This is a genomic window from Photobacterium sanguinicancri (assembly GCF_002265265.1).
Classification (GTDB): Bacteria; Pseudomonadota; Gammaproteobacteria; order Enterobacterales; family Vibrionaceae; genus Photobacterium; species Photobacterium sanguinicancri.
In genome coordinates, this window is record NZ_NOIF01000025.1 from 1 (window position 1) to 24,015 (window position 24,015).

Genomic DNA, 24,015 nt, shown 5'->3' on the forward strand with positions numbered 1-24,015 from the left:
ATAAACCGAATTTGCTTGGCGACCATAGCATTATGGACCCACCTGATCCCATGCCGAACTCAGTAGTGAAACGTAATAGCGCCGATGGTAGTGTGGGGTCTCCCCATGTGAGAGTAGGTCATCGCCAGGCTTCAAATTTAGATAAGTGTATTGAACGACATTTATCGGATAGACAGGCAACTGTTTATCACCGTGTGGAGCGGTAGTTCAGTTGGTTAGAATACCGGCCTGTCACGCCGGGGGTCGCGGGTTCGAGTCCCGTCCGCTCCGCCACTTATTAAAAGCCCTGCTAGCAATAGCAGGGCTTTTTTACGTTTGTACTTTGGCGAATTATGGCGCGGAAGCAATCGTTCAGTTGGTTAGCCTCTTTACCTTGAAGGCGGCGGCCTATCACGCCGGGGGACACGCTGATTTTCGGTGTGGCAGTTTATTTATATAAAGTCCCGTCCGCTCCGCCACTTATACTAAGCCCCCTTTTGTTCGCAAATAAGAAAGTACGACTTGGGCTTTCTTACGTCTGCTATATAATACGCTAAGGTTGTTAATATTTACCTAAACTTTCATTAACAGAAATGCGGATACTGACATAAAAATACTTCATTTGTTAACAATATTGACCTGCCTGTTAATTGTTAACTGTTTGTTTTTGATGTTTATTTTGTTATCGTATTGTTTAAATAAAAGCATTAAATACGCTTAAAAAAAGAACATAAATCAACAAAAGTAAAGTCAACGAGGTAAATATGTCTGAGTTTGAAATGTTAGTGATGACCGCTCTGGCGTGTGTCGGAATGGGAATGCTGGTTGTTGGTCCTGCTGTTATTGCATATGGATTGTATAAAAAGAAAAAGCAGCAAGTATAAATAAAAGAATATTTATAATTAAAGGCTCGGTAATTCGCTCACAATTGCCGAGTCTTTTGTTTTATATAAATAAAAATAGATACTGAATCTGAATGTTTTTGATGAAAGAAAAGGGCGGCATAAGTGCCACCCTGTTCGCGAAAGCCTGAATCCAGTAGGATGCGATAAAGTAACAGCGAGATGCGTGTTACCGAAGGACTCAACATTAACCTATAGCTAGGTTGTAATAGCACGATATAACTGGCCTATATCGTACTATTTGGGGGAACTACACCAGTAAAAATTTACGCATTTTTTCTACTGTAGCTTCTGCTCTTTCTTTGTTTTCCATTTCGACAAAAATACGAAGCAACGGCTCTGTACCCGAAAAACGTGCAAGTGCCCAACCTCCATTTTTAAAGTAAACTTTAGCGCCATCAGCGTAGCTGACTTTCTCTATTTCATCTTCAAATTCAGGAAGTTGCTTCTCAATGTAAATCTTATTGTAAAGGTTCTCTCTTTCTGAGGCTTTGAAAGTACAATCTCCTTCAGCTGTATAGGCATAACCATATTTAGCGTAGATTTCATCGAGCATCTCAGAGAGTTTTTTCCCTGTAACACTGATCATTTCAACCAGTAAGCTAGAAGCAAACACCCCATCTTTTCCTTTAATGTGGCCTCGAATCGTTAGGCCGCCAGAGCTTTCTCCACCCAGTAATGAATCATCGGCTTCCATCTGTGAGCTGATGTGTTTAAAGCCGACTGGCACTTCAAAGCATTTCTCATTATGTGCATGAGCAACTTTATCAAGAAGATGTGTGGTTGCGATATTACGTACAACTGAACCTTTCCAGCCTTTGTACTCTAGTAAGTAGTAGTAAAGTAGTAGCAGTACTTCGTTAGGGTGGATGAAGTTTCCTTTCTCATCAATAATACCTAACCTATCGGCATCACCGTCGGTGCCGATACCAATGTCATAGCCTTCGTGAGCAACAATGTGCTTGAGGCGGTATAAGGTTGCGGCATTTGGTGATGGCATAAGCCCGCCAAAAGAGGGGTTTTGTCCATCGTTGATCACATCAACATCGCAACGACCTGAAATTAATACGGTTTGCAGGGCATTTTTAGCCACACCAAACATAGGATCGATCAACACCCGAAGGTTGGCTTTTTTAATTGATTCAATATCAATAAAGTTAATGATGGAATCAACAAAGTCGTTCATGGGGTTGATTACATCAATTAATCCGTCGCGCTGAGCCGATTCAAATTCAACTGATTTAACTGTTTGTAGCGTGATTCTAGCGACTTGCTGTTCAATTTTTTCGGTGATGATTTCATCAGCATCTCGGCCACCTTCAATGAACACTTTTATTCCGTTATAGTCTGCTGGGTTGTGTGAAGCCGTGATACATGCCGAGTATGTCGCCCCCATTTCTTTGCACTGAAACATCACAATTGGGGTTGGTACATATTTATTGATGAAGCTAACTTTTATGCCATTTCCCGCCAGTACCTCAGCAAACCATGCAGCAGCTTTATCTGATAAAAAGCGACGATCGTAGCCAATCACAAATCCATTTTCTTGTACTTGTTCCGTCATCATAATATTAGCGAGGGCCTGAGCCACTAATCTGACATTATCTCGAGTGAATTCTTCACCGATAAGGGCGCGCCAGCCGCCTGTTCCAAACTTGATCATGTGGAACTCCTATTTCTCTCAATCTTAAAATAAGGGGAGAAAATCTCCCCTAAAAATTATTAGCCTAGTACTACTGTTACGGTATTAACCGAACCTTCTGCTTGTGCTGGGATTGCACCTGTAATGGCTTCACCATTGAGTGTCATAGAGGCAACGCCTTTACTTACATTCGTTGGGTTTTCGACCGTGATATTGAATGTTGCTCCACGCCACTGACGAGTGACTTCAAAGCCTGGCCATGCTGTTGGAATACATGGGTCAACAATTAAGCCATCAAAACTTAAGCGAACACCGAGAATATAATTCGTTGCTGCAATGTAAGCCCAGCCTGAAGTACCTGTTAACCATGGGTGGTTGGCTCGACCATGATCTTGATGGTCTCGGCCCATGATGAACTGCACGTACGAATAGGGCTCTGTGATGCGAGTTTCAATCATGTCATTTTGGTTATATGGATTCAGCGCATCGTAGAATTTCATTGCTTGATCGCCGCGCCCTAGCTTAGCTTCAGCTACCCATGCCCATGGGTTAGGGTGGGAGAAGATAGCGCCATTCTCTTTAACACCTTGGTATACGCGAGTAACAAAACCAATATCGTCATTTGGGGTAGCAAACGATGGGGCATTGAGATGTAAACCGTAGTCGGAGTATAGATATTCATCGACAGCATTCATGGCTTTTTCGCCACGTTCTTGTGTAACGGCACCTGAAACCACTGCCCAGGTATTAGATTCAAGGTGAACCTTGCCTTCGGTCTGTTCGTTAGTACCGACTTTATCGCCATTTTTGGTGATACCACGAATGTACCAGCCACCATCTTCATCCCATAAGTGACTTTCACATGCGTGCTTAACACCGCCAGCCATATCTTGGTAGCGCGCTATATCGTCATCTTTACCTAAGAATTTAGCGAGTTCAACAAACTCTGTGATTGCCCAGTAATGGAGGAATGCGACCATGGAGGATTCACCACCGCCTAAGTTTAGACAGTCATTCCAGTCAGCACGAAGGCCTTTTGCGATACCGGTACGACCAACATGTTCCGCGGTGAAATCAAGAGCGGCTTTCATGTGTTCGTAAACCGTCGCTTCGCCGCCGTCAGCATAAGGAATCACTTGGTCGAAGAACTCGGTTTCGCCTGTCTCCATCACGTACTTACAAATGGTTGGTACTAGCCATAAGTGATCATCGGAACAGGTATCATCAATACCATGGATTTTATCTTCATCACTTGGTGTTGGAACTACGGTTGGTGACTTTGATGGCTCTACATCTGCTTTTTCAGGATCGAACCAATCAGGATCAAACAGGTGCAAACCATAGCCCGCTTTCACTTGACCACGCAGCAGATCCACTAGGCGCTTTTTCGTCATCTGTGGGTTTGAGTGTGGTACCGCCATCGCATCTTGTGCTGTATCGCGATAGCCTAGGCCCGTACGTCCACCCACTTCGATGAATGAAGCAAAGCGAGACCAAACTACACAGGTTTCTGCTTGGTAAAGTGTCCATGTATTTAACATGGTGTCTAAACCTTCGTTAGGTGATTTCACTTGGAATTTAGCGCAGCGCTCATCCCAATGTGCTTTTATTTCAGCAAAAGCAGTATCGACATTGGCGAGATCTTGGTATTTCTCGCGCAGTCTTGCACCGTTGCCTTTACCTAAACCTAGAATGTAAACGAAACGAACTTCTTCCCCAGGTTGAATCACGAATTGTTTGTGGAGAGAGCCACAGTGGTTGTAACAAGTTTGCGCACTGTTACTGCATTGGCCTTGCTCTACCGCAATAGGGTTTGACTCGTCACGGTACAAGCCAAGGAAGCTATCGCGTTGACCATCGTAGCTATCTGGGTCGAATGTTGATGCTAAGTAGTAGAAGCCTTCAAAATCATTGGTGTTGTAATACAGGTCATACTCAATCACACCTTGTTGATAAGCCGTACCCGCTGAGTAAAGGCTCATTTGGTGGTTTTGGTTATCTGACTCAATGTGGCTAAATGAAAACTCTACAAATGAGAATGCACTGATAGTACGAGGTTTATCGCTGTCATTTTTCAGGACAACGTCCCAAATCTCGGCGTCTTCGCCTTTAGGCACAAATAAGGTCTTTTGCGCTTTGATGCCGTTGTAGTCACATTTGAATGTTGAATATGATAAGCCGTGACGAACTTCGTATGATGCTTCTTCTAAACTTTTTGCAACGGGTTGCCATGAGATTGACCAGTAGTCGCCCGTCTCATCATCACGAAGATATACATAGTGCCCAGGACGGTCGAACGTGCCATTGGGACGGAATTTAGTCACACGATTATATTCTGGAGAATTGTAGAACGAGTAACCGCCCGCATTGTGAGAGATTACCGTGCAGAACTTTTCAGTTCCTAGATAGTTAGTCCAAGGCGCTGGAACATCTGGTCGAGTAATAACATATTCACGATTGTCGTTATCAAAATAGCCGTATTTCATTTGTAACTATCCTTTTACTGTTCGATGCTGTGTTATTCACAGTGGCGGTATTGAATACCGGCCTTATTTAAATATTGAAGTTGACCATTAAGACGAGCAGTAAAGTCGTCCCAGTGTCGTAAATTAGGTTGGCTCCAGCAAACCTCAGCTAAGGCCAATAATCGTGGGTAGATCATGTGGTCAAAACGTTGCTGGGTATCTATGCGCTCGCACCATAACGCTCCTTGGATCCCCATGATTTTGTGATGGATAGGATCATTAGTCGCGAGGTTTGCGAGTGGGTGGTAGCTATAGACTTTGTCGAGCGGTAACTTACCAGCCCAATCAACGCCCATCTCATCAGGCGAGTAGCCTTGAACAAGATCTAAGTAGGTAAATTGTGCCGGTTGCATGATGACGTCGAAATCTTTTTTAGCGGATGCGAGCCCCGCGTCTTCACTTAACCAAGAATAAATAACGGTATTGTTATCAATCTCTCCGCCTTTGGTTACCTCTTCCCAGCCCATCATACGTTTGCCTTTCGTACGCAATATTTCATCGGCAAATCGTAAAATATGGCTTTGTAATTCCATGGTTTGTTGGTAGTTATGCTCAGCCATAAAGGTTTGGCATGCATCACTTTTTTCCCATGCTCCCGCAGGGACTTCATCGCCGCCAATATGAACATAAGGAGCAGGGAAGAGTTCGGCTACTTCCCCTAAGACCGTTGCAATAAATTGGTAAGTACCGGGTAAAGCAGCAGATAAAATATTATCGGTGTAATTCTGAGCGCCGCTATATTGCGATTGATCTTGAGGATCCAATAGCAAGTGGGGTAATGATTTTATCGCTGCACGGCAATGCCCTGGGATATCAATTTCCGGGATAATGGTGATCCCGCGATCGCTCGCATATTGGATCAGTTCTCGGATCTCAACTTTGCTGTAATAGCCGCCGTAACGTTGAGTTAAATGAGTGTATTGAGGTTCAAGTACTTCATTGGGACCACGCCATGCACCTATAGATGTTAACTCTGGGTAAGCATCGATCTCGATTCGCCAGCCTTCATCATCGGTTAAATGCCAATGGAAAACATTGAATTTGTAGCGCGCTAATTGGTTAATAAAAGATTTCAGACGCACCATCGGATGAAAATGGCGAGCACAATCTAACATCATGCCACGATAGTTATGGTGAGGTTGGTCGGTGATTTCGACCATCGGAATCGTATAACTATTTTGGGAGTCTGCATCTAAAGGGATCAACTGCAGTAAGCTTGCCGTTGCGTGAGTAAACCCTGCAGCAGTGCTGGCTTGTACCCAAATATGATCTTCTTCAATTAAGATATGGTAGCCATCTCGCTCGATTTTTTCGCTTAACTGATAATGAACATGACCATTGCGTTGTAAGGTTAATTGGAGTGAGAAATGCTGCTCCAGTTCGGATTGCAGCCAACGGATGGCACTTTCTGCGAGTGGATCGGCTTGTGCAATTATTGTCGTTGCTGACAGGGTAAATTGCCCAGAAAGCGGGGTTAACAGCGCAGGCACTGGGATGATGTTGATGTCTTTTGCTGGTTGTAGTGGCGTAGTGTAGCGTTCAACGGGTGACGCTCCCAAATCCACGGTTGTGACTTCAACTGGAATGGGGACTAACTGCGTCTGTTCGATAGTCGAGCTAAGGAAAGCGTCGTTAATACCGTCATCATGAAATGAAAAAGCTGTGGTATTAATTTCAAACTCAGTATAGAAACTGGAGTTTGGTGCTAAGACGGGCGCGTTATTCGGGGTAAATACGCAGTAGCTACCCTGTTGCTCCAATTGCCCACCGGTGAATGATGCAGCATTGAGCTTACGACTATTGGCAAAATGTAGCACCCAGTGTTTCAGTGCTTTATCGGTGAGATTATGTAGCGTGATAGCAAAACGGATCGCGGCCGTATTTTTTTCTATCACCGTCATATCAAGGCGAAAGCTCATCATGCCTCCTCATCCAATGAGTAAAGATTATGATCTGCATGTGCCATTGCAATCGCGCCATCCATAGCATCACCTTGAGGTTGCGCTATATGTTGTTGCATCGGTGGTGTAAGCCAAGGGTGAATACGTTCAGCAATGCTTCCCATCAAGCAGATGTGGTGAGCGCCTTGCTTGATCAATGCTCGCATCCACATTTCTGTATCTCGTGCTGTTTGCTGTAAGAGTTCTATCGCGAGGGTGTCACCTTCATTAGCAAGGGCAAAGATTTGTGGTGAAAACTGCCCATAGTCGCATGGACGTGCGGTTTTCGACCATTCGACGATAGCATCGACATCATGGTTAAAGTGTTGAAGAACATGCTGAGTCAGTGGTGTTGGTTCGATGATGCCATCAACACTTAACAATACTTGTTGAATAAGGCGTAATCCCATGACAGCACCGCCGCCTTGGTCCGAAATTGGGAACTCACGGCCACCGACAATGTGTTGTTGGCCGTTGTTGATGAAAATACCACATGACCCGGTACCACCAATTAGGATTGCACCATCATTGCCGCCCCACGCCCCTAAACATGCACCGTAGGCATCTGTATTGAGTGTTACGGCGCCATAAGGGGTGGATTGCTGCATAAAGGCATACCATGCGCTTTTCTGTTCAGCGCCAGCGAGTGCTAAGCCCACAGACATTTCAGCATAATTATCAGCGGTTAAATTTGCTTGTTCAGCAGCAAGCGCGATGGCTTGATTAATGGCGCTCAGTGCGACATCTGCGCCCAGCAAAATATTCGCGCTGCCAGTTTTTGCTTCACCAAGTAATGTGCCATTAAGGTCGCAAATACGGGCGCGACATGACGTACCGCCACCATCAATACCGACAAGAAAACGAATGGACTTATGCATGATAGCGTTCCTTATATTGCAATGTGATCGCCAGTAAATACCACGCCCCATGGGGGATCCATTGTTCACCCCAGCGCCAATTTTGGAGCATGTCATCTTTTTGTGCTTCAGGATTAAAGGCGATATCACGCTCGTTGGTAAATCCAGACGTGATGCCATTACACACACCACCTTTGGCGTTACAAAAACCGAGGTGTGGTAGGTAATCTGGGTTGTTATTTCCATGGCCATCAATCATCGACATATCAAAAGGGTTTAGTCCTACAATCCAGTTAAGGGATTGATGACCATAATCTTTCAACTGACGAGCTAATTGAGGATCTTCAATATAGGTTTGTGCCATGAAAGCCATCGCCGCTAGCGAGGCAATACGGGCATTTTCTCCTTGCCACCAGTAGCCTGTTTCATTGTTATGTGGAATGAAAAAAGCACTTTGTTTTTCTCCATCTACCGCCTTGGTGTATTGGCGAGGGTAGCCAAAGGGGTTGTTCACTTCTTGAGTGATCGCCATTTCAAATTGCAATGCTTGTTGTAGCGTGGTGGCAATCGGTTGGTAGTGTTCAGTTTTACTTTCAATACTGAGGTAGCGCATTAAAGCGATAGCGGGTAATCCCGCTTCAGCAGCATGGTAGAAAGGGCGTGAGCCGTCTTTCGTTGCTGACCAGTAATGTGTTTGTTGCTTATCAGAATGTTGACGAATACTCAGGCGTGCTGCCCAGTCACGTGCTTCATCGAGAAACACGGCTTGTTCCGTTGCTTTATATAATTCGACACTGGCTAACAAGGCGCAGTATTCATCAATGATATTTTCTTCACCATCATCAAGATATTGGGTGTTATTTTCTTTTAAGTGCCAGTAGCCTTTACACGCTGCCGCTAAATAATCGAGACTTGAAATAGCGTAATCTGGCGATACCCGTTTAATTGAATGTTGCTGTGATAGGTGGGCTGTCGCAGCAAGTGCTGCAATAGCGACGCCGCCACCTTGACGAAAGCCTGCTTGGTAATCTGCGGTTTTGTCACCACTTTGTGAGGTGTAAGCGCAGATGTCGCGTTGGCGTGTTGATTTACTCCATTTATCGAAGACAGTCATGTAGAAAAAACCTTGCGGAGATTGCATCCGCAATAAAAAGTCAGCGCCATGAACCAGCTCTTCTAATAAACGAACGCGGGTAAAATCAGCGGTATCTTGCTCATCTTCAAGTTGGGTGTATGCGTGCGCCATATTCCACACGATCATCGGTGTTTGCTGAGGGTTAAGGTAGTTACCATAAGAAAGATGACTGAGGTATTTACTGACATCACCTGAGGCATCGTACCAACCACCATGAACATCGACGGTTTGATCGCTGTTCAACAAGGGAGCTGCGTGATCGGCAAGATCAAATTGACCACTGCAACGTTGAGATTTGAAGTAATGAATAACGTCACTGAATGTACGCTTCATTAACAGACCTTCGGTAATCTGGAAATTAGCAGTGCGCATATCACCCACCGTTAAGTAATATTCACCTTCCGCCTCTATATGGCTGAAATCAATGCGGTAAAGATCACCTGTATGCCATTGATCAACCTGGCCACAATGGTCAATTTGCAGCTGTGTAATGGACTCGCCATCAGTACAGCAGACTAATTGAGCATGGCTAATCGTACATTCAGTATGGGTCTGAATAAGTGCGTGTTTAACGCCAATGCGCTCATAGCCTAGATGATTGATTAACAGCTGCATGTTTCCTCCCTTGACCGCTTTCACAGAAAGCGGTCAGATAACTAAAGTGTTTCTACTGTTTTAGTGTTTCGCTTTCGGCGATTAGTTTTCGTATAAGTAACAACGAACAAAGTGATTATCAGACAACTGGGTGATACCTGGCAGTTTGTCGCGGCATTGTTCGGTGACATGCGTACAACGGCCAGCAAATGGGCAACCCAAGCTTTCAGGCGTCCACAATGGAATCTCACCTTTATTGCCTTTCAGTTTTTCATGAATGGATTTACTTGGATCGGGTACGGCAGAGACTAATAATTGAGTGTATGGGTGTTGTGGATCGTGGATGATCTCTTCCGTATCCCCCCACTCAACCATATGGCCGACGTACATGACGGCAAGATCTTCGGCAATGTAGCGCGCCGTAGCGATATCATGCGTGATGTAAAGTAACGCCATTTCACGTTCGAATTTCATCTCTTCCATTAGGTTAAGTACACCGGCACGGATAGAAACGTCGAGCATGGATGTTGGCTCATCAGCCAGTACTACCTCTGCACCAACCGCGATGTTACGTGCAAGATTGACACGCTGACGTTGGCCACCCGATAGTTGGTGTGGGTACTTTTCAGCAGTCTCTTTGGGTGGGATCAGCCCCACTTGTTCCAGCAAGCTGTAGACGTGCTCTTCTAGCTCTTTTTTGTTGTTTTTACTGACTTTATTATGGATCAGTAAAGGGCGAGCGATATGGTGAAAAATGGTATGGGTTGGGTTTAATGAACCAAAGGGGTCCTGCCATACCATCTGCACACCTTGGCGGTATTGCATTAAGTCTTTTTGGCTATTAATGTCGGCAATATCTCGACCAAAATATTCAATGTGGCCAGACGTTGGGGCGTACATTTTGGCAATCATTTTTGCCGTTGTTGATTTGCCCGAACCTGATTCGCCTACCACTGATAGACCACGGCTTTTGTACATTTTGAATGAGACATCATTGATGGCTCGCATCATTGATTTCTTTAAGGAGTTACTGCTGACGGGAAAATCTTTAACGAGATTTTTCCCTTCAATAATTGGTGATCCTGTTGGCTTGCTCATCATGTTTCCTTACTTAATTCTTTTTATTAACTGCTTTTATTGAAAAGGTGGCAGTTTGAAAAGCGATTAGGTTCTAGTTGACGAAGTTGAGTAGGGATACTAGAACACGCGCCATGGACTTTGGTGCAACGCGCTTGGAAGCGGCAGCCTTGTGGAACTTCTAACAGGTTCAACGGATTACCAGGAATACCCGTTAATCGCGTTTTAGGCCCAGTAAGGGGTGGAAATGAACTTCCTAACCCTTCCGTGTATGGGTGGAACGGTTTTTCCAAGATCTCTTTTGATGGCGCAACTTCGACTAACTCACCGGAATACATGATGCCAATACGATCTGAGAACTCGACCATGAGCGACAAGTCATGGGTAATGAACAAGATAGAGAAGCCAAACTCCTCTTTTAGCGCATAGATCTTTTGAAGAATTTCACGCTGTACCACCACATCAAGCGCCGTGGTTGGTTCATCCATGATGATCATCTTAGGGTTTAACGCGAGAGCGATAGCGATAACCAAACGCTGACGCATACCACCAGAAAACTGGTGAGGGTAATCACGTAAACGATTAGGGTGAATATCTACGATTTCTAATAACCCTTGTGCACGGCGAATAGCATCTTTGCGGCTCATGTTAGTGTGGCGCATGAGCACATCGCAGAACTGATCTTCCATGGTGAGTACAGGGTTGAGTGCATTCATTGCACTCTGGAATACCATCGACATTTGGCTCCAGCGGAATGCCGTCATATCGGCTTCACTGAGCTTGAGAATGTCACCTTGCCCATCAAATAGCACTTCACCACCAGTGATGAATGCAGGCGGCTTATGTAGGCGCATTAAGGCCATCGCAACGGTTGATTTACCGCAGCCAGATTCACCAGCCAAACCAAACACTTCGCCTTTACCGATATCGAAACTTACGTTATTCACGGCGCGGACATCACCAGCATCAGTAATGTAATCCACGCAGAGGTTGCGGATGGAGATTTGTGGATTAGTCATTATTTATCGCCTCCTTGAAGAGCGGGTTGAGGTGCTTCAGTCATTGCTGGCGCTTTGTCTTTTTTATTCGCGAGATTTTTCCAGCGACGCATGCCTTTGTGTGAACGAAGTTGCGGGTTGGCAATTTCATCAACGGCGAAGTTAAGTAGAGCAAGGCCTACGGCAATGAACGTCAGAGCCAGACAAGGGACTAACAATTCCCACCATGCGCCAACTAGCATTGATGATGAGGTTTGTACGTTGTACAGCATGATGCCCCAGCTAATGGTGCTTGGGTTACCTAAGCCAAGGAATGACAAGGTTGCTTCTGTCATGATGGCGAGCATAACGGAACCAATGAAGCTAGCACCGACGATAGAAATCAGGTTAGGTAGGATTTCTACAAAGATAATACGTGCTGGTGACTCACCGAGTACTTCAGCGGCTTTGATGAACTCTTTTTCTCGAATTGACAGGGTTTGTGCTCTAACAACCCTCGCACCCCACGCCCAGGAGGTTATCCCGATAACCAGTGCAATAGTGGTCGGCCCTGCTTCACCAATGAAGGCGGCAATAACGAACAGTAATGGCATTTGCGGTATAACCAGCATGATGTTCATGGCGGCAGAAAGTATGTCATCGACCCGCCCGCCAAAGTAACCTGCGGATACACCAATAATGGTTGCAAGGAAACACACCATGATGCCGGCACCAAAACCTACAGCCAGTGAGGTGCGTGCGCCATAAACGACTTGCGACCAAATATCACGGCCCATACGGGTGGTGCCTAGTACATGGTCAGCATCTTTTGACATGCGTAATGTACGCTTACTGTCTGCAAGGTTGGTCGCTACCCAGCCATCAGGGTTGTTTTGTGCCGCTTTTACGACGAAAGCAGGGTATTCGTGTGGGTTACCTGTTCTTTTGTTTGGTGCATGCTCGGTAATGAGCGGAGCAAAAATCGAACCAAAGAGAAAGACTAGGATAATCGATAAACCAAAAAGCGCTTTTGGATTACTTGAGAGTAGTTTAATTAAACCTTTCATAATTATTTACCGCCTTTACGTAGACGAGGGTCAAGTGCCACGATGAGGATGTCGGCCATGAAATTAAAGAACAGCATGAACAGCGTCATAATAAGCAGCTGACCTTGAAGTACTTGGTAGTCACGTGCTTTGATAGCGTTCAGTAGTACGGTACCTAAGCCCGGGTAGTTAAAAATCATCTCAATAATTAGCTGACCACCAATGGCCATCCCTAGCGCCATGGATAGCGCGGTGACACTTGGTAGCATGGCGTTACGTGCTGCGTAGTTGAATACCACTCGGCGTTCACTTAGGCCCTTACCTTTAGCCATGGTGATGTAATCTTCGTTCAGTAAGTTGATCATGTTGTTACGCATGTTGATCAAGAAGCCGCCAATTTGAATGATGGTGGCGCAGAACAAAGGAAGTACAGCGTGGTAAGCCACATCTTTAATGAATGCCCAGCTAGTCCAATCAGGTACTGTACCTGCTGTGTATGCGTAGGTAGACGGGAACCATTTAGTGCCGATGGCAAAGGTGTAAAGTACCAGCATGGCGACAACAACCGGCGGGACGGCTTGAACAACCATCATGCCTGGTGATATGAAGGCATCATATTTACTGCCGCGTTTCCATGCCGCGTAAATACCCAATACCGAACCAAGGCAGAAAGCCAAGATAACAGCGGTACCAGCTAGGAATAGTGACCAACCAACAGCGCCTGCCATTACTTCGTTTACTGTTTGCGGGAAGGTTTGGATAGAAATACCCAAGTCCCAAGCAAAAATACCTTGTAGGTAAATAAAGTATTGTTGGTAAATAGGGCCATCAACAAAGCCCAGTAGTTCTTTCATTGCCGCAATGCGTTCTGGTGTTACTTGGACTGATGCATTCGCAAACATCATTGTCACTGGGTCACCTGGCATTGCTCGCGGCAAAATAAAATTCAGTGTTATTGCAAATAAAAGCGCTATCAAATAAAACGATAACCGACGTATAAAGAATCCCATAACTCACACCTTAATCATCCAGCAGTTAATCCCTGTGCTAGATTCAGGACAGAAATCCCCCTGACGCAAAGCGCCATAACTTTAAAAAGAGTGGGGGAGAGGCGGTGTGCAAGGTGCACACCGCAAGTTAGTTACCTAAATTATGCTTTAGGTTTTAGATCAAGTACTTGTAGCAGACGTTCTTGCGTATTGGTGATTGGCATTGGACGGCCTTTCGGATTTTTCTCGTTCCACCAACCCGTAAAGCGAGAGGTGTTGTATTGAGAAGTGTACGCACCAGACATTACAGGAACGGTAACTTGGTTTTCTGCGATGATTTTCTGGATCTTATGTGCGATCTGAACTTGCTCATCACGGTCTGCTGTTTTGTAGAAGCCATCAAGCAGTTTGTCTAGCTCTGCGCTCTTCCAGTAGTGAAGTGCGAAGCGAGGCATACCTTCGTTTGCTTGGAAGCGTGAGTGGTAAGCACTATCCCAGTAAGTGTATGGATCCGCACCGTGGAAGTAGTTGGTGTAAGCCACATCAAACTTAGCATCTAGCATGGTTTGGTTGTATACAGAGAAGTCTGGTGTGCTTGCTTTCGCTTTGATACCGACTTCTTCTAGCATTTCAACACTTAGCTGTACTGTGTTGTTGAAGTCAGTCCAACCGTTTGGTGATTGGATAACAAGCTCAAGGCTCTTACCTGATGGTGTTTCAACGAAACCATCGCCGTTACGATCTTTGAAGCCAGCTTTTTTCAGTAGTGCTTTCGCATTATTGACGTTGTACGTCATGTATGGCTTGTACTTGTTGTAAACCGCATTATCAGACCATGAAGCAAATGCTTGGCCAAGACCTGATGCGTAATCATTCACAACACCGCCGCCGTAGAATGCGATATCGATAATAGTTTCACGGTCGATAGCCATAGAGAATGCACGACGGAAATCAACGTTGTTAATTGCTTCTGAGTTACCGGCATTTGGCGATTTGTAGTTGAACATAAATGCTTGGCTACCACCTGCTGGGTACCAGTATTTATTGTTCGGGCTAGCAGCTGCGTATGTGCTATCTACATCTGGAATGAAAGAGTAAGTCCAGTCAAATTGGCCACTTAGAACCTGACCTAGGAACTGATCATTACCTGCAACTTGTGGTAGGCGAAGACAATCAACGTCAAGGTTGCCATTATCCCAGTAGTTAGGGTTACGACATTGGGTGTAAAGCTGTGGTGTGAATGTTTCGATTTCTGTAAATGGACCAGTACCTACAGGGTTGGTGTTGGTAAAGCGTGTTGGATCTTCAATTTTGTCCCAAACATGCTTCGCAACAACTGAAACTTTAGAAATTAGGTAAGGTACGTTTGAGTTTGCTTCCGTTAGTTCAAACGTCACTTTATCGCCAGACACTTTCACGCCTTTTAGGCGCTTGTTGATACCCGTACGGTCAAGCTCTGGGTGCTCTTTTAGCATGTTGAATGTAAAGGCTACATCCTGTGCAGTAAACGCTTTACCATCAGACCACTTAACACCATCGCGAATTTCAAATGTCACTTTCATTAGGTCGTCAGACATGTAGTAGTCTTTCGCCAAACGCATGACTGGCTGATTACCTTTTAACTCATTAAATACCACAAGTGGCTCGTAGATAAAGTCTTGAACTGTATCTAACTGAGTTTGAAGGTAAGGGTTAAAGTTACGAACAAATGTAGGGTAGAACTTAGGTACCATAGTTAGTTCACTACGTTCAGCTGCAGCGGCAATTGGCGCTGTGAATACTGTTGTAGCAGCGGCAACTACCGCAAGTGCTAACTTGGTTTTCTTAATATTGGCAAGCATAGCTGTTCCTTACTTGTGCTTAGTTTCACTTAATGGAAATAAGTTCCGGACATATCGAACCTACTATGAAGGAGACCAACCGTGGTTCTTTCAAATGGTCGTGTAGGCTCTCAGTACCTTAAGGAAACGCTTGAAACGGAAACTCGTCAATCTGCTCGCTCGTTAAAAACGTTAAAAAACTTAACACTGACGTTAAAAACGTTATTTTACGTTTTAGTGCTAAGAATGACGCGGTGAAAGAGTGTGTTTTGCGTCACACTTGAGTCTCGTTGTTACATCGCTTTTGTTAGTGAATACAAACCCTTTATCCTTTGTAAAATAAGGTGTTTCGTTAGGTTGTTTTTCTTTTGTGATGTAACTCAATAGCCGTTTTTTAGTTAATTCCTTGCGGAAAATTTATAGTTGGGATTTGTTGTGATTCGCTTCTCATAAACCACAATATTTTTCTGGATAGGCGGTAACTTCTCTTTTTTGCGCTATTTTTCACCATTAAAAGCGCAATAAATTGGCTGGTTTTATTCTTGTTTTAAAGCTTTTTTCAAGCGTGAAATTAGTCTTTCAAGCTAATTTTAGAGCAGGGAAATCGCATTTTTTGTTTCTAGCTGTGATGGGAGTATTCCGTGATGTTCGTGGTTTTCGTATGACGTATCGCGGCTATATCTTCGTTCTGCCTGTGTGCTCTGGTTACATGGAATAGAGATTAAAGAGGATAGGCTGAGTTGTGGGCTGGCTTACGCTATAGACATAAAAAAGCCCACAGAAAGGGATTACGTCAAGAGTAACTCTTTACTGTGAGCTTAATATGAAGCACTGATTTATTGCGTGATAAGGTGCTGCAGTTTATCGCGTTTTACCATCAGTTCTTGATATGCGCTGGAATGCTCGTCACAGCGTGCCATCACAAAGTTAATGGTACTGAGCACTGTGCGCCAGCGGGGGGTTTTAGGTAGTGTTTCAACGTGTAGGTACTTATCTAATGTACGTGTTTGTAAAGTACTTCGATCGAGGTAAACCCGCCATAATCCGCTTTCTTCGGCTAAATCGAATTTAGTCTTTTGGGTTGTTTGCTCCCATGTGGTGAGAGTTGTTTTCATTACCTCCACCAGTAATTCACGCACGATACTGCCTTTATCTTTGTTATCACTACCAAGCTTATCCGCTAGGCGCGTAAATTCACCACCTAATTCACGCAGTTGCTGAAGATTATTTCTATCGCCATCAAAAGCAAACCCAGAGAGTACATCAATAGCGCTTTCTAACTCACTGATACGATGTTGGGCAGAAGGGCCTATATTATCGAAGATAAACATACGCTTAAGCCCTGACTCTTCAGGTAAATTGATCACATCGGTATCAAGCGCTTTGAGCTCATCACCGATCCGGAAGGTAAGCTGGCCATTAAAATGGTGACTTTGGCTAATATCATCCGGTAAGTGGGTCATCAATATATCATCAATATTATGGCGTTCGAGCTGCTCCGGTGCTCGTCTAAAGAGCTTTCCTGCAGCTGCATTAGCGTAACGTACCCGTCCTTCATTTTGCACACAAACAATGGCTTCGCTGGTCGATTCGAGTAAACCCATTAAACGGGTTTGGGTTTCGAGTAACCCTTCTTCCACTTGTTCACGGCGGTCTATTTCTTGTTGCAGAACAAGGTTATGCTGGCGTTGTTGTTCGGCTTTCCCTGCTTGAATATGGGCTCCAATACGAGCGATTAATTCTTCTTTATTAAACGGCTTTGCTAAATAGTCATTGGCGCCATACTCAAAGCCTTTGACGCGATCCTGCACTTGTCCTAGTGCTGAGAGCATAATGATTGGTAACTCTCGTAGGTCATATTGTTGGCGTAAGTGCTGGCATACTTCATAGCCGCTCATTTCTGGCATCATGATATCGAGCAGAATCAATGCTGGCTGATGTTGATCCATTAACTTAAGCGCTTGGGGACCACTTTCCGCCGTGAGGACTTGGTAACCTTCAAGGCGTAAAAAGTTGTTTAGCACCTGTAAATTCACGGGCTCATCATCAACTATCAGTAGCAACTCACCATCAGGATTATTTGGTAGTGCTTCATCTTTACAGCTTGAAACCCCCAATGTAGGTGCTGTGAAATGGTTGGTATTGCCGAGCTTACTGTCTGCAATATCTTGGTCACTCGCAAGATTCAAGGTAAAGCTAAATGTCGCTCCTACCATAGGCTGGCTGCTGACATACAAGCGACCGCCCATTAGTTCGATCAACTGTCGGCTGATTGATAAGCCTAATCCTGCACCTTGTCTATAGTGTGATGATCCCGTATTGGCTTGGATTAAGGGTTCAAAAATGTGTTCCAGTTGCTCTGGGTGGATCCCTTGTCCGGTATCAACCACTTGGACTCGGATCTGATTTTCTAGCACCATTGCAGACAAGACAATTTTACCTTCCGAGGTGTATTTAATGGCATTGCCTATCAGGTTATAAAGCACTTGCTCTAAGCGTTGTTCATCAGCTAAAACGGGTGGCAAATCAGCAGGGATCTGGTTAATGATGCGAATTGGTTTACTGCCAACCAAGTGGCGTGATAATTCAAGTACTAGATGTGTTGCAGAGGATAGATCCACCGCATGTTTATTGATGTCGAGATCGCCATAACGCATCTTGTGGTAATCCAATAAATCATCCACTAGGTTTGTTAATCGCTGGCCACTATTGATCAGCATTTCCAGTTGACGACGCTGCGATGCTTGTACTGGGCCATTCGCACCGGCTAAAAGGGACTCTGCAATGCCAACCATGCCGTGCAGTGGGGTACGCAGTTCATGCGACGTGGTCGCAAGGAATTCATCTTTTAGCTTGTCGGTAACTTGAAGTTCTTTGTTTTGTTGCTGTATCACTTTAAGGTTTTGTTCTAATTCGGTATTTTGATCGCGGATTAGGCTTATTTTTTCACGGACAGAGCGTTGCATTCGGGCAAAACTAACGGCCAATCGGCCAATTTCATCACTCCGTTCAATACCTTCAATTTTCTGATCTAAATCGCCTGCAGATACCCGTTCTGCAGCCCAGGTAAGGCGTAATAGGGGGGCGGTAATTGAATTGGAAAGTAAATGCGAAGCAATGATGACCAGCACAATTGCGGTGATCATGGCGACGAGGAATATTTTTTCTATTTGACGGATCCGAGCAAAAGCTTCCTCTTCAGGAAGTTCAACCACTAAAGCCCAAGTGTTACCAAGAACATTGATCGGGGAAAAGGCGCTGAGTACTGGTGTTTGACTAAAGTTTAAAAAGCTACCGACCCCGATATTTCCTTCGAGAGCTTGGTTAATACTCTCACTGTTTAGTGGGTTACTGCCTTCGCTGGTGGTTGGGATCCTTGGCTGATGATCGCTGCCGACTAGCAATGTTTGCACGTAGTTACTGGTGGGTGGTGTGTCTGCAATTAGGGAGCTGATCCGCTTATTACTGAGTTCAAAAAAGACATAACTGTGTAAGTAGCCTTGCTGAATAACAGGCGCGGCAAACCATGCCGTTTGTGACGATTGATCTTTATTCGCTGAAAAGTCAGTGAATGCAATAGGTACCTGTTCAGGCTGGCTTTGCATATCACTTGTTTGTTCTTTTATAGCTTTAAAGGTGTTGCTGAGCTCGCTGCCAGAAAAGCGAGGATCGTTTAAACCAATGCCAAATCGTTCAGGGTGGTTGACGGAATACACCACATTACCCTTAATATCGACCAGCATGATGTCACTAAAGTCAGACCGTTTTAAGTATTCCTCAAAGGCCCAGTGATAGCGTTTGTACATTAATCGATAACGTTCGTGTCCGATATAGTTAGTGCTATGCGCATTAATTGATTTGCCTTTTTCGGTGAGCGTATGGGTGAAATAGGTGCTGCGATTATTGTCATCGAGTTTGCTGGGGAGTTCACCTAGCTGATGGAAGGCACCCACTAAGCCATAAAATCGACCGCCACTGGCATTGGCGAGTTCTGAGCGAGCAAAGCTTTGTGCTTCAGATTCTTTTGCCGTAAAGAAGTTATTAAGCTGTTTCTTTTTATTATCAAGCAGTGATGCGAGGTGCGAGGTGCTTTGCTCAACCAAATCCTTGGTATGTGAGTTCATGAAAAACAGCGCAGACAGCGTTAAGGGGGTAATGCTGAGCACTAAAAAAGCGATCATTAAGGTATTTTGGAGGCGCTTAAATTGCGTGATGTTTTTCATTAAGGTGCCTGTGTAGGGTCATCATTTTGCAAGTTATATGGATGTTAATACGATTAGTCGTTCGAGGGCTGATTAAAAGCGCGCGTACAGAATGTAAATTTAACACCCTGTATCTAAGGTGTTTTTTTTGACGTATTCAGCGTAAGAGAAAGCCTGTAACGATAACAAAGTGACAAACTAATCGTGCTTTACACTTGTTATACTGAGTTTTTTTGAGGGATCAAGCAAGTGGATAATGAAGCGTGTGTTAAAACACAAAATTGACGGACTTAACGGAGGGTGTGCGTGATAAATGACGGAATTGAAAGCAGACTGAACAATTTCAGTCTGCCTTTAGTACTATTTTTTCGCAGCGTAAATATTGAATTTATTTGTTGTCGCTGCCGTACGACACTCACCGAAGCTTTTTTGAATAAGTGGTGGGTACTGTAAGAAGCTGTTTGCCACAATAATAAGTGCACCATCGTTGTGTAAGTGTTGTGGCGCTTGGGCAATAAAGTTTTCCGTTGGTTCGTAACAGGTTTTTAGCCCTGAATGGAACGGAGGATTACTCACCAAGTAATTGTATGAACCTGGCAGTTCGGTAAATACATCTGTTGCGGTAAATTTGGCTTCAAGGTTATTGAGCTTGAAGGTTTCTCTTGCTGACTCAAGCGCCAGCGCACTGATGTCACACAGTTCTAATTCAATGCTTGGGTTATTGGTTTTCATTACTGCACCGATCACACCAGCACCACAACCAAAATCGAGCACTTTGCCGCGAAGTTTAGGTAGAGTATTCAGCAGTAATTCTGAACCTTTATCGAATTCACCGTGGCTAAATACACCAGGTAAAGATCGAATAGTGATCTCTGTACCTGCAACCGTTAATGGGTAATTACGGAACCATGCTGAAAGCTCAAAAGGTTGTGCTGGGTTATCGCAACGGCCCCAATAAAAACCACAACGGCGAGCCGAATCATATTTGGTGAGTGGCCCGTATGGCGTAAACATTTTTTCTGCGCTACGTACACCACTGCGGTTTTCACCCACAATACAGATTTCGGTACCTGTACCAAATTTTGCCAATACCATCGATAGTAAATAATCCGCTTCTGCTTTGGCTTTAGGCCAGTACAGTAGGATCATGTCGATATCTAAATCTGCCGTGAGTTCAGCGCCAAAGTGACTAACCACTTTTTGTGAGCGGCTGATTTGTTTGTGGTAGGCATAGTTGGTGGTAAATACCGACACAGACTGGGCAACGTCTACCAATGCCAGCGGATAGTCATCGCTGAGTTCACCGACGACAAGTACTTTACGGTTCTCAAAAAACTCAAGTTGACGTGCAACGACCTGACTGGCTGCGGTATAGGACATAATGGGCCTTTAATAAACATCACGAAGGGCGCGAATTGTTCCACAAAACCAACATGAAAGGAAGATAAGCACCGCTGTATCCGTGGGGATACAGCGGCCTTAGTGGTTAATTTCGGTCTTGCTGTTCGAGGAAGTCTTTAAATTCAACCTCATACATACTAAATAACACTGCAGTAACGGCAAAAATGATTGGGCCGTAAATCATGCCGATAAGACCAAACAGGTGTAACCCACCCAAAATGGAGAAGAAGATCAGCAGGGTATTCATGCTTGAGTTACCTTGCATCAGTAATGGGCGTACCACGTTATCGATGGAACCTACGACAATGATCCCCCATGCTGATAAGAACAGCGCCCATTCCCATTGATCAATCAAGAGCAAGTAAAGTGAAGCTGGTAACCAGATAAGCGCGGTACCAACCACAGGAATAAAGGAAGCAAAGGCCATCATCGATCCCCAGAATAGCGCGGGGAATCCAGCCATCCACATTGCAAAGCCGCCGACAAACCCTTGCACAATCGCGGTAAGAAATGCCCCAAGTACTGCGGATTTAGCCACTTGTTCTACTTCGTTAAGTAGGGTGTCTTCTTGGCTACGTGATAGTGGAATGATTAAGCGTAGCGTTGAGACCATTTTTTCGTGATCGCGTAATAAGAAAAATAAGACAAATAGCATCAAGAGGAAGCTCACCAAAAAGTTGGTGGCATCACCCAGTAACTTGGCGCTCATATTGATAAGTTGTGAGCCAAATTTAGAGGCTGCAGAGGCGATCTTTTGGATAACCACTTGGGCGTCAATGCCATCAAATGGTGAGTATTTATCGATTAAGGCTAAGGCTGATTGCGCATAGGAGTGGTTAAGCATTTGTTCTGCCCCGCCACTCGTTAACCATACATAGCTACCTTTTGAAAAGGTAGTGCCTTGCTGAATGATCGAGCTAAATACGACCAGCAATGGGATCACTATGATGAAGGTTAATAAGGTACATGACAAAATCGCGGCGCTGTTGGGGCGTTTTGGCATTTTCGCTTCAATTTTTTCGTGAATTGGGTAGTACAGCAACGAGATAATGAAGCCCATCACGATGGGGCCTAAATAAGGTTCAATCAGGCGGTAGCTGGCATACGCGGCAATGATCAATGCCACAATTAACATCCAATGTCTGGATTCGGCTTTAAATGGTTTTGGCACTTTCATGTCCTTACAAGGTCAATATGCCGACAGGCTAGTTACCTATCAGCGAAAATAAGCAGTTAATGATCCGTCGATAGTGCTTATCATCGCATCAATTTCTGTCTATGCAATAGTGATGACAAGAAAAGACTAACATGCTGTTTTAGTTATAATGCAAAGAATAGAACAGCCTCAAAAATATTGATTGAATCAGGGTAAATAAGAGGAATGAAAAATGGGATGTTGTGACAATCAGTGCGACAAGAAAGTTAAACGTCGTCCACCTTTTGCTCTAATGGTTTTAATTGGCTTAGTGGTATTAGCAGTCGTATTTTGGCAATAGCTGGCATAAAAAAAGCCACGCTTAAGAGCGTGGCGTTATTGTTTCTGCTTTGGACTGCGTTAATTAAGCGTTAGCTTCTGCGGCAATCGTAGCAAATGCATGGTCGGCAGCAGCCAGCGTAGCTTCGATTTCTTTGTCACCGTGTGCCAGTGATGTAAAGCATGCTTCGTATGCTGATGGTGCAAGGTAAACACCATTTTTAAGCATTAAGTTGAAGAAACGTTTGAAGCGCTCAACATCACACTTAGTCACGTCTTCATAGCAAGTTACGTTTTCTTGTGTGGTGAAGAAGAAACCAAACATTGCGCCCACTTGGTTTGTTGCTAGTGGAATACCATGTTTTTCAGCTAAGGCTTTAAAACCTTGTGCTAGGTGCTTAGTGGCAAGAGAAAGGCGACGTTCGTTACCTTCTTCTGTTAGTACCGTTAGACAAGCATGACCTGCAGCCATTGCGACTGGGTTACCTGACAGTGTACCAGCTTGGTATACCGGGCCTGTAGGCGCGATATATTGCATCACATCTCTGCGGCCACCAAAAGCACCGACAGGCATACCGCCACCGATCACTTTACCCAGCGTAGTTAGATCTGGTTTGATGTTGTAGTAACCTTGTGCGCCACCGTGAGAAACGCGGAACCCTGTCATTACTTCATCAAGAATAAGTAGCGCACCAAATTCGTCACAAATTTCACGTAGGCCTTCAAGGAAGCCGGGTACTGGTGGAATGCAGTTCATGTTACCCGCAACAGGCTCAACGATAATACAAGCGATGTCTTCTGGGTTTTGAGTAAACACTTCACGTACTGAATCAAGGTCGTTGAAGGTACAAGTTAGGGTGTGCTTAGCGAAATCAGCAGGTACGCCTGGTGAGCTAGGTTGACCAAGCGTCAATGCACCAGAGCCAGCTTTTACTAGTAGGCAGTCTGCGTGACCGTGGTAACAGCCTTCAAATTTGATGATTTTGTCGCGGTTAGTGAAGCCACGTGCAAGGCGAATCGCACTCATGGTAGCTTCAGTACCTGAGCTTACCATGCGCACTTGTTCCATTGATGGTACTAGGCGTGACACCATTTCAGCCATGGTGATTTCCATTTCAGTTGGCGCACCAAAGCTTAGGCCACGTTGTGCTGCATCGATCACGGCATCACGGATAGCCACATGGTTGTGACCAAGAATCATAGGACCCCAAGAGCCAACGTAGTCGATGTACGCTTTACCATCAGCATCGAAAATGTAGGCACCGTCAGCTCGTTCGATAAAGATAGGGTGACCACCAACGCCGGCAAATGCGCGAACTGGTGAGTTTACGCCACCCGGGATGGCTTCTTGTGCTTTAGCAAATAACTCTGCTGATTTGCTCATTAGTAGTGTCCTATTTAATTTATTTAATTCAGGCTGCGGCATTGTACCCAAAGGAAAAGCGCCAGCGCTAG

At 44.8% G+C, this 24,015-nt stretch carries 14 protein-coding genes, 1 tRNA gene and 1 rRNA gene; 2 read left to right on the forward strand and 14 right to left on the reverse strand.

All coding sequences use genetic code 11. The features are described from left to right. Positions 1-14: 14 nt before the first annotated feature. Both rrf and ASV53_RS06170 read left to right on the forward strand, forming a co-directional pair. A 5S ribosomal RNA gene (rrf, locus tag ASV53_RS06165) occupies positions 15-130 on the forward strand. Between the two features lie 66 nt (positions 131-196). Continuing rightward, positions 197-273: transfer RNA gene (locus tag ASV53_RS06170), tRNA-Asp, on the forward strand. 858 nt (positions 274-1,131) lie between these two features. On the opposite strand, the gene ASV53_RS06175 is transcribed toward ASV53_RS06170, so the two are convergent. From ASV53_RS06175 to hemL, 14 genes are all read right to left on the reverse strand, one after another. Beyond that, a complete protein-coding gene (locus ASV53_RS06175; protein ID WP_094956463.1) occupies positions 1,132-2,544 on the reverse strand; it encodes a phosphoglucomutase/phosphomannomutase family protein in 1,413 nt (470 codons plus the stop codon). A 59-nt stretch (positions 2,545-2,603) separates the two neighbouring features. Beyond that, positions 2,604-5,009, reverse strand: a complete 2,406-nt coding sequence (locus ASV53_RS06180; RefSeq protein ID WP_094956464.1) for a glycoside hydrolase family 94 protein — start codon at positions 5,007-5,009, stop codon at positions 2,604-2,606. A gap of 32 nt (positions 5,010-5,041) precedes the next feature. After that, positions 5,042-6,967, reverse strand: a complete 1,926-nt coding sequence (locus tag ASV53_RS06185; RefSeq protein ID WP_094956465.1) for a beta-N-acetylhexosaminidase — start codon at positions 6,965-6,967, stop codon at positions 5,042-5,044. Continuing rightward, positions 6,967-7,866: a glucosamine kinase nucleotide-binding domain-containing protein gene (locus ASV53_RS06190; protein WP_062691228.1), complete on the reverse strand. Its 900-nt coding sequence runs from the start codon at positions 7,864-7,866 to the stop codon at positions 6,967-6,969. Before ASV53_RS06190 ends, ASV53_RS06185 begins: the two co-directional genes overlap by 1 nt. After that, positions 7,859-9,595, reverse strand: coding sequence for a glycoside hydrolase family 9 protein (locus tag ASV53_RS06195; protein ID WP_094956466.1), 1,737 nt, complete (start codon positions 9,593-9,595; stop codon positions 7,859-7,861). The genes ASV53_RS06190 and ASV53_RS06195 overlap by 8 nt, the downstream gene beginning before the upstream one ends. 81 nt (positions 9,596-9,676) lie before the next feature. Continuing rightward, positions 9,677-10,672, reverse strand: a complete 996-nt coding sequence (locus ASV53_RS06200) for an ABC transporter ATP-binding protein (RefSeq protein ID WP_062691229.1) — start codon at positions 10,670-10,672, stop codon at positions 9,677-9,679. Between the two features lie 26 nt (positions 10,673-10,698). After that, positions 10,699-11,670 (reverse strand): ABC transporter ATP-binding protein, encoded by a 972-nt coding sequence (locus tag ASV53_RS06205; protein ID WP_062691230.1) that lies wholly within the window; start codon positions 11,668-11,670, stop codon positions 10,699-10,701. Continuing rightward, the gene (locus ASV53_RS06210) at positions 11,670-12,695 is read right to left on the reverse strand and encodes an ABC transporter permease (RefSeq protein ID WP_062691231.1); all 1,026 of its coding nucleotides are present in this window, start codon (positions 12,693-12,695) and stop codon (positions 11,670-11,672) included. The genes ASV53_RS06205 and ASV53_RS06210 overlap by 1 nt, the downstream gene beginning before the upstream one ends. Positions 12,696-12,697: 2 nt before the next feature. Then, entirely contained in the window at positions 12,698-13,684 is a 987-nt protein-coding gene (locus tag ASV53_RS06215; protein ID WP_062691232.1) for an ABC transporter permease, read from the reverse strand. Between the two features lie 140 nt (positions 13,685-13,824). Next, positions 13,825-15,504, reverse strand: a complete 1,680-nt coding sequence (locus tag ASV53_RS06220) for an ABC transporter substrate-binding protein (RefSeq protein WP_094956467.1) — start codon at positions 15,502-15,504, stop codon at positions 13,825-13,827. Between the two features lie 815 nt (positions 15,505-16,319). After that, complete coding sequence (locus ASV53_RS06225; protein ID WP_189337833.1) at positions 16,320-19,706, reverse strand: response regulator; 3,387 nt, start codon at positions 19,704-19,706, stop codon at positions 16,320-16,322. A gap of 339 nt (positions 19,707-20,045) precedes the next feature. Continuing rightward, positions 20,046-21,065, reverse strand: a complete 1,020-nt coding sequence (rsmC, locus tag ASV53_RS06230; RefSeq protein ID WP_094956468.1) for a 16S rRNA (guanine(1207)-N(2))-methyltransferase RsmC — start codon at positions 21,063-21,065, stop codon at positions 20,046-20,048. A gap of 106 nt (positions 21,066-21,171) precedes the next feature. Then, entirely contained in the window at positions 21,172-22,257 is a 1,086-nt protein-coding gene (locus tag ASV53_RS06235) for an AI-2E family transporter (RefSeq protein ID WP_083540989.1), read from the reverse strand. A 388-nt stretch (positions 22,258-22,645) separates the two neighbouring features. After that, complete coding sequence (gene hemL, locus ASV53_RS06240; RefSeq protein ID WP_062691358.1) at positions 22,646-23,944, reverse strand: glutamate-1-semialdehyde 2,1-aminomutase; 1,299 nt, start codon at positions 23,942-23,944, stop codon at positions 22,646-22,648. Between the last annotated feature and the right edge of the window lie 71 nt (positions 23,945-24,015).

What these genes read in the sequence shown, in the direction of transcription:
- ASV53_RS06180 (WP_094956464.1), bottom strand. Translation starts at nt 5,009, where the DNA reads ATGAAATACGGCTATTTTGATAACGACAATCGTGAATATGTTATTACT.
- rsmC (WP_094956468.1), bottom strand. Translation starts at nt 21,065, where the DNA reads ATGTCCTATACCGCAGCCAGTCAGGTCGTTGCACGTCAACTTGAGTTT.
- ASV53_RS06195 (WP_094956466.1), bottom strand. Translation starts at nt 9,595, where the DNA reads ATGCAGCTGTTAATCAATCATCTAGGCTATGAGCGCATTGGCGTTAAA.
- ASV53_RS06185 (WP_094956465.1), bottom strand. Translation starts at nt 6,967, where the DNA reads ATGAGCTTTCGCCTTGATATGACGGTGATAGAAAAAAATACGGCCGCG.
- ASV53_RS06225 (WP_189337833.1), bottom strand. Translation starts at nt 19,706, where the DNA reads ATGAAAAACATCACGCAATTTAAGCGCCTCCAAAATACCTTAATGATC.
- ASV53_RS06215 (WP_062691232.1), bottom strand. Translation starts at nt 13,684, where the DNA reads ATGGGATTCTTTATACGTCGGTTATCGTTTTATTTGATAGCGCTTTTA.
- hemL (WP_062691358.1), bottom strand. Translation starts at nt 23,944, where the DNA reads ATGAGCAAATCAGCAGAGTTATTTGCTAAAGCACAAGAAGCCATCCCG.
- ASV53_RS06210 (WP_062691231.1), bottom strand. Translation starts at nt 12,695, where the DNA reads ATGAAAGGTTTAATTAAACTACTCTCAAGTAATCCAAAAGCGCTTTTT.
- ASV53_RS06190 (WP_062691228.1), bottom strand. Translation starts at nt 7,866, where the DNA reads ATGCATAAGTCCATTCGTTTTCTTGTCGGTATTGATGGTGGCGGTACG.
- ASV53_RS06200 (WP_062691229.1), bottom strand. Translation starts at nt 10,672, where the DNA reads ATGAGCAAGCCAACAGGATCACCAATTATTGAAGGGAAAAATCTCGTT.
- ASV53_RS06175 (WP_094956463.1), bottom strand. Translation starts at nt 2,544, where the DNA reads ATGATCAAGTTTGGAACAGGCGGCTGGCGCGCCCTTATCGGTGAAGAA.
- ASV53_RS06205 (WP_062691230.1), bottom strand. Translation starts at nt 11,670, where the DNA reads ATGACTAATCCACAAATCTCCATCCGCAACCTCTGCGTGGATTACATT.
- ASV53_RS06220 (WP_094956467.1), bottom strand. Translation starts at nt 15,504, where the DNA reads ATGCTTGCCAATATTAAGAAAACCAAGTTAGCACTTGCGGTAGTTGCC.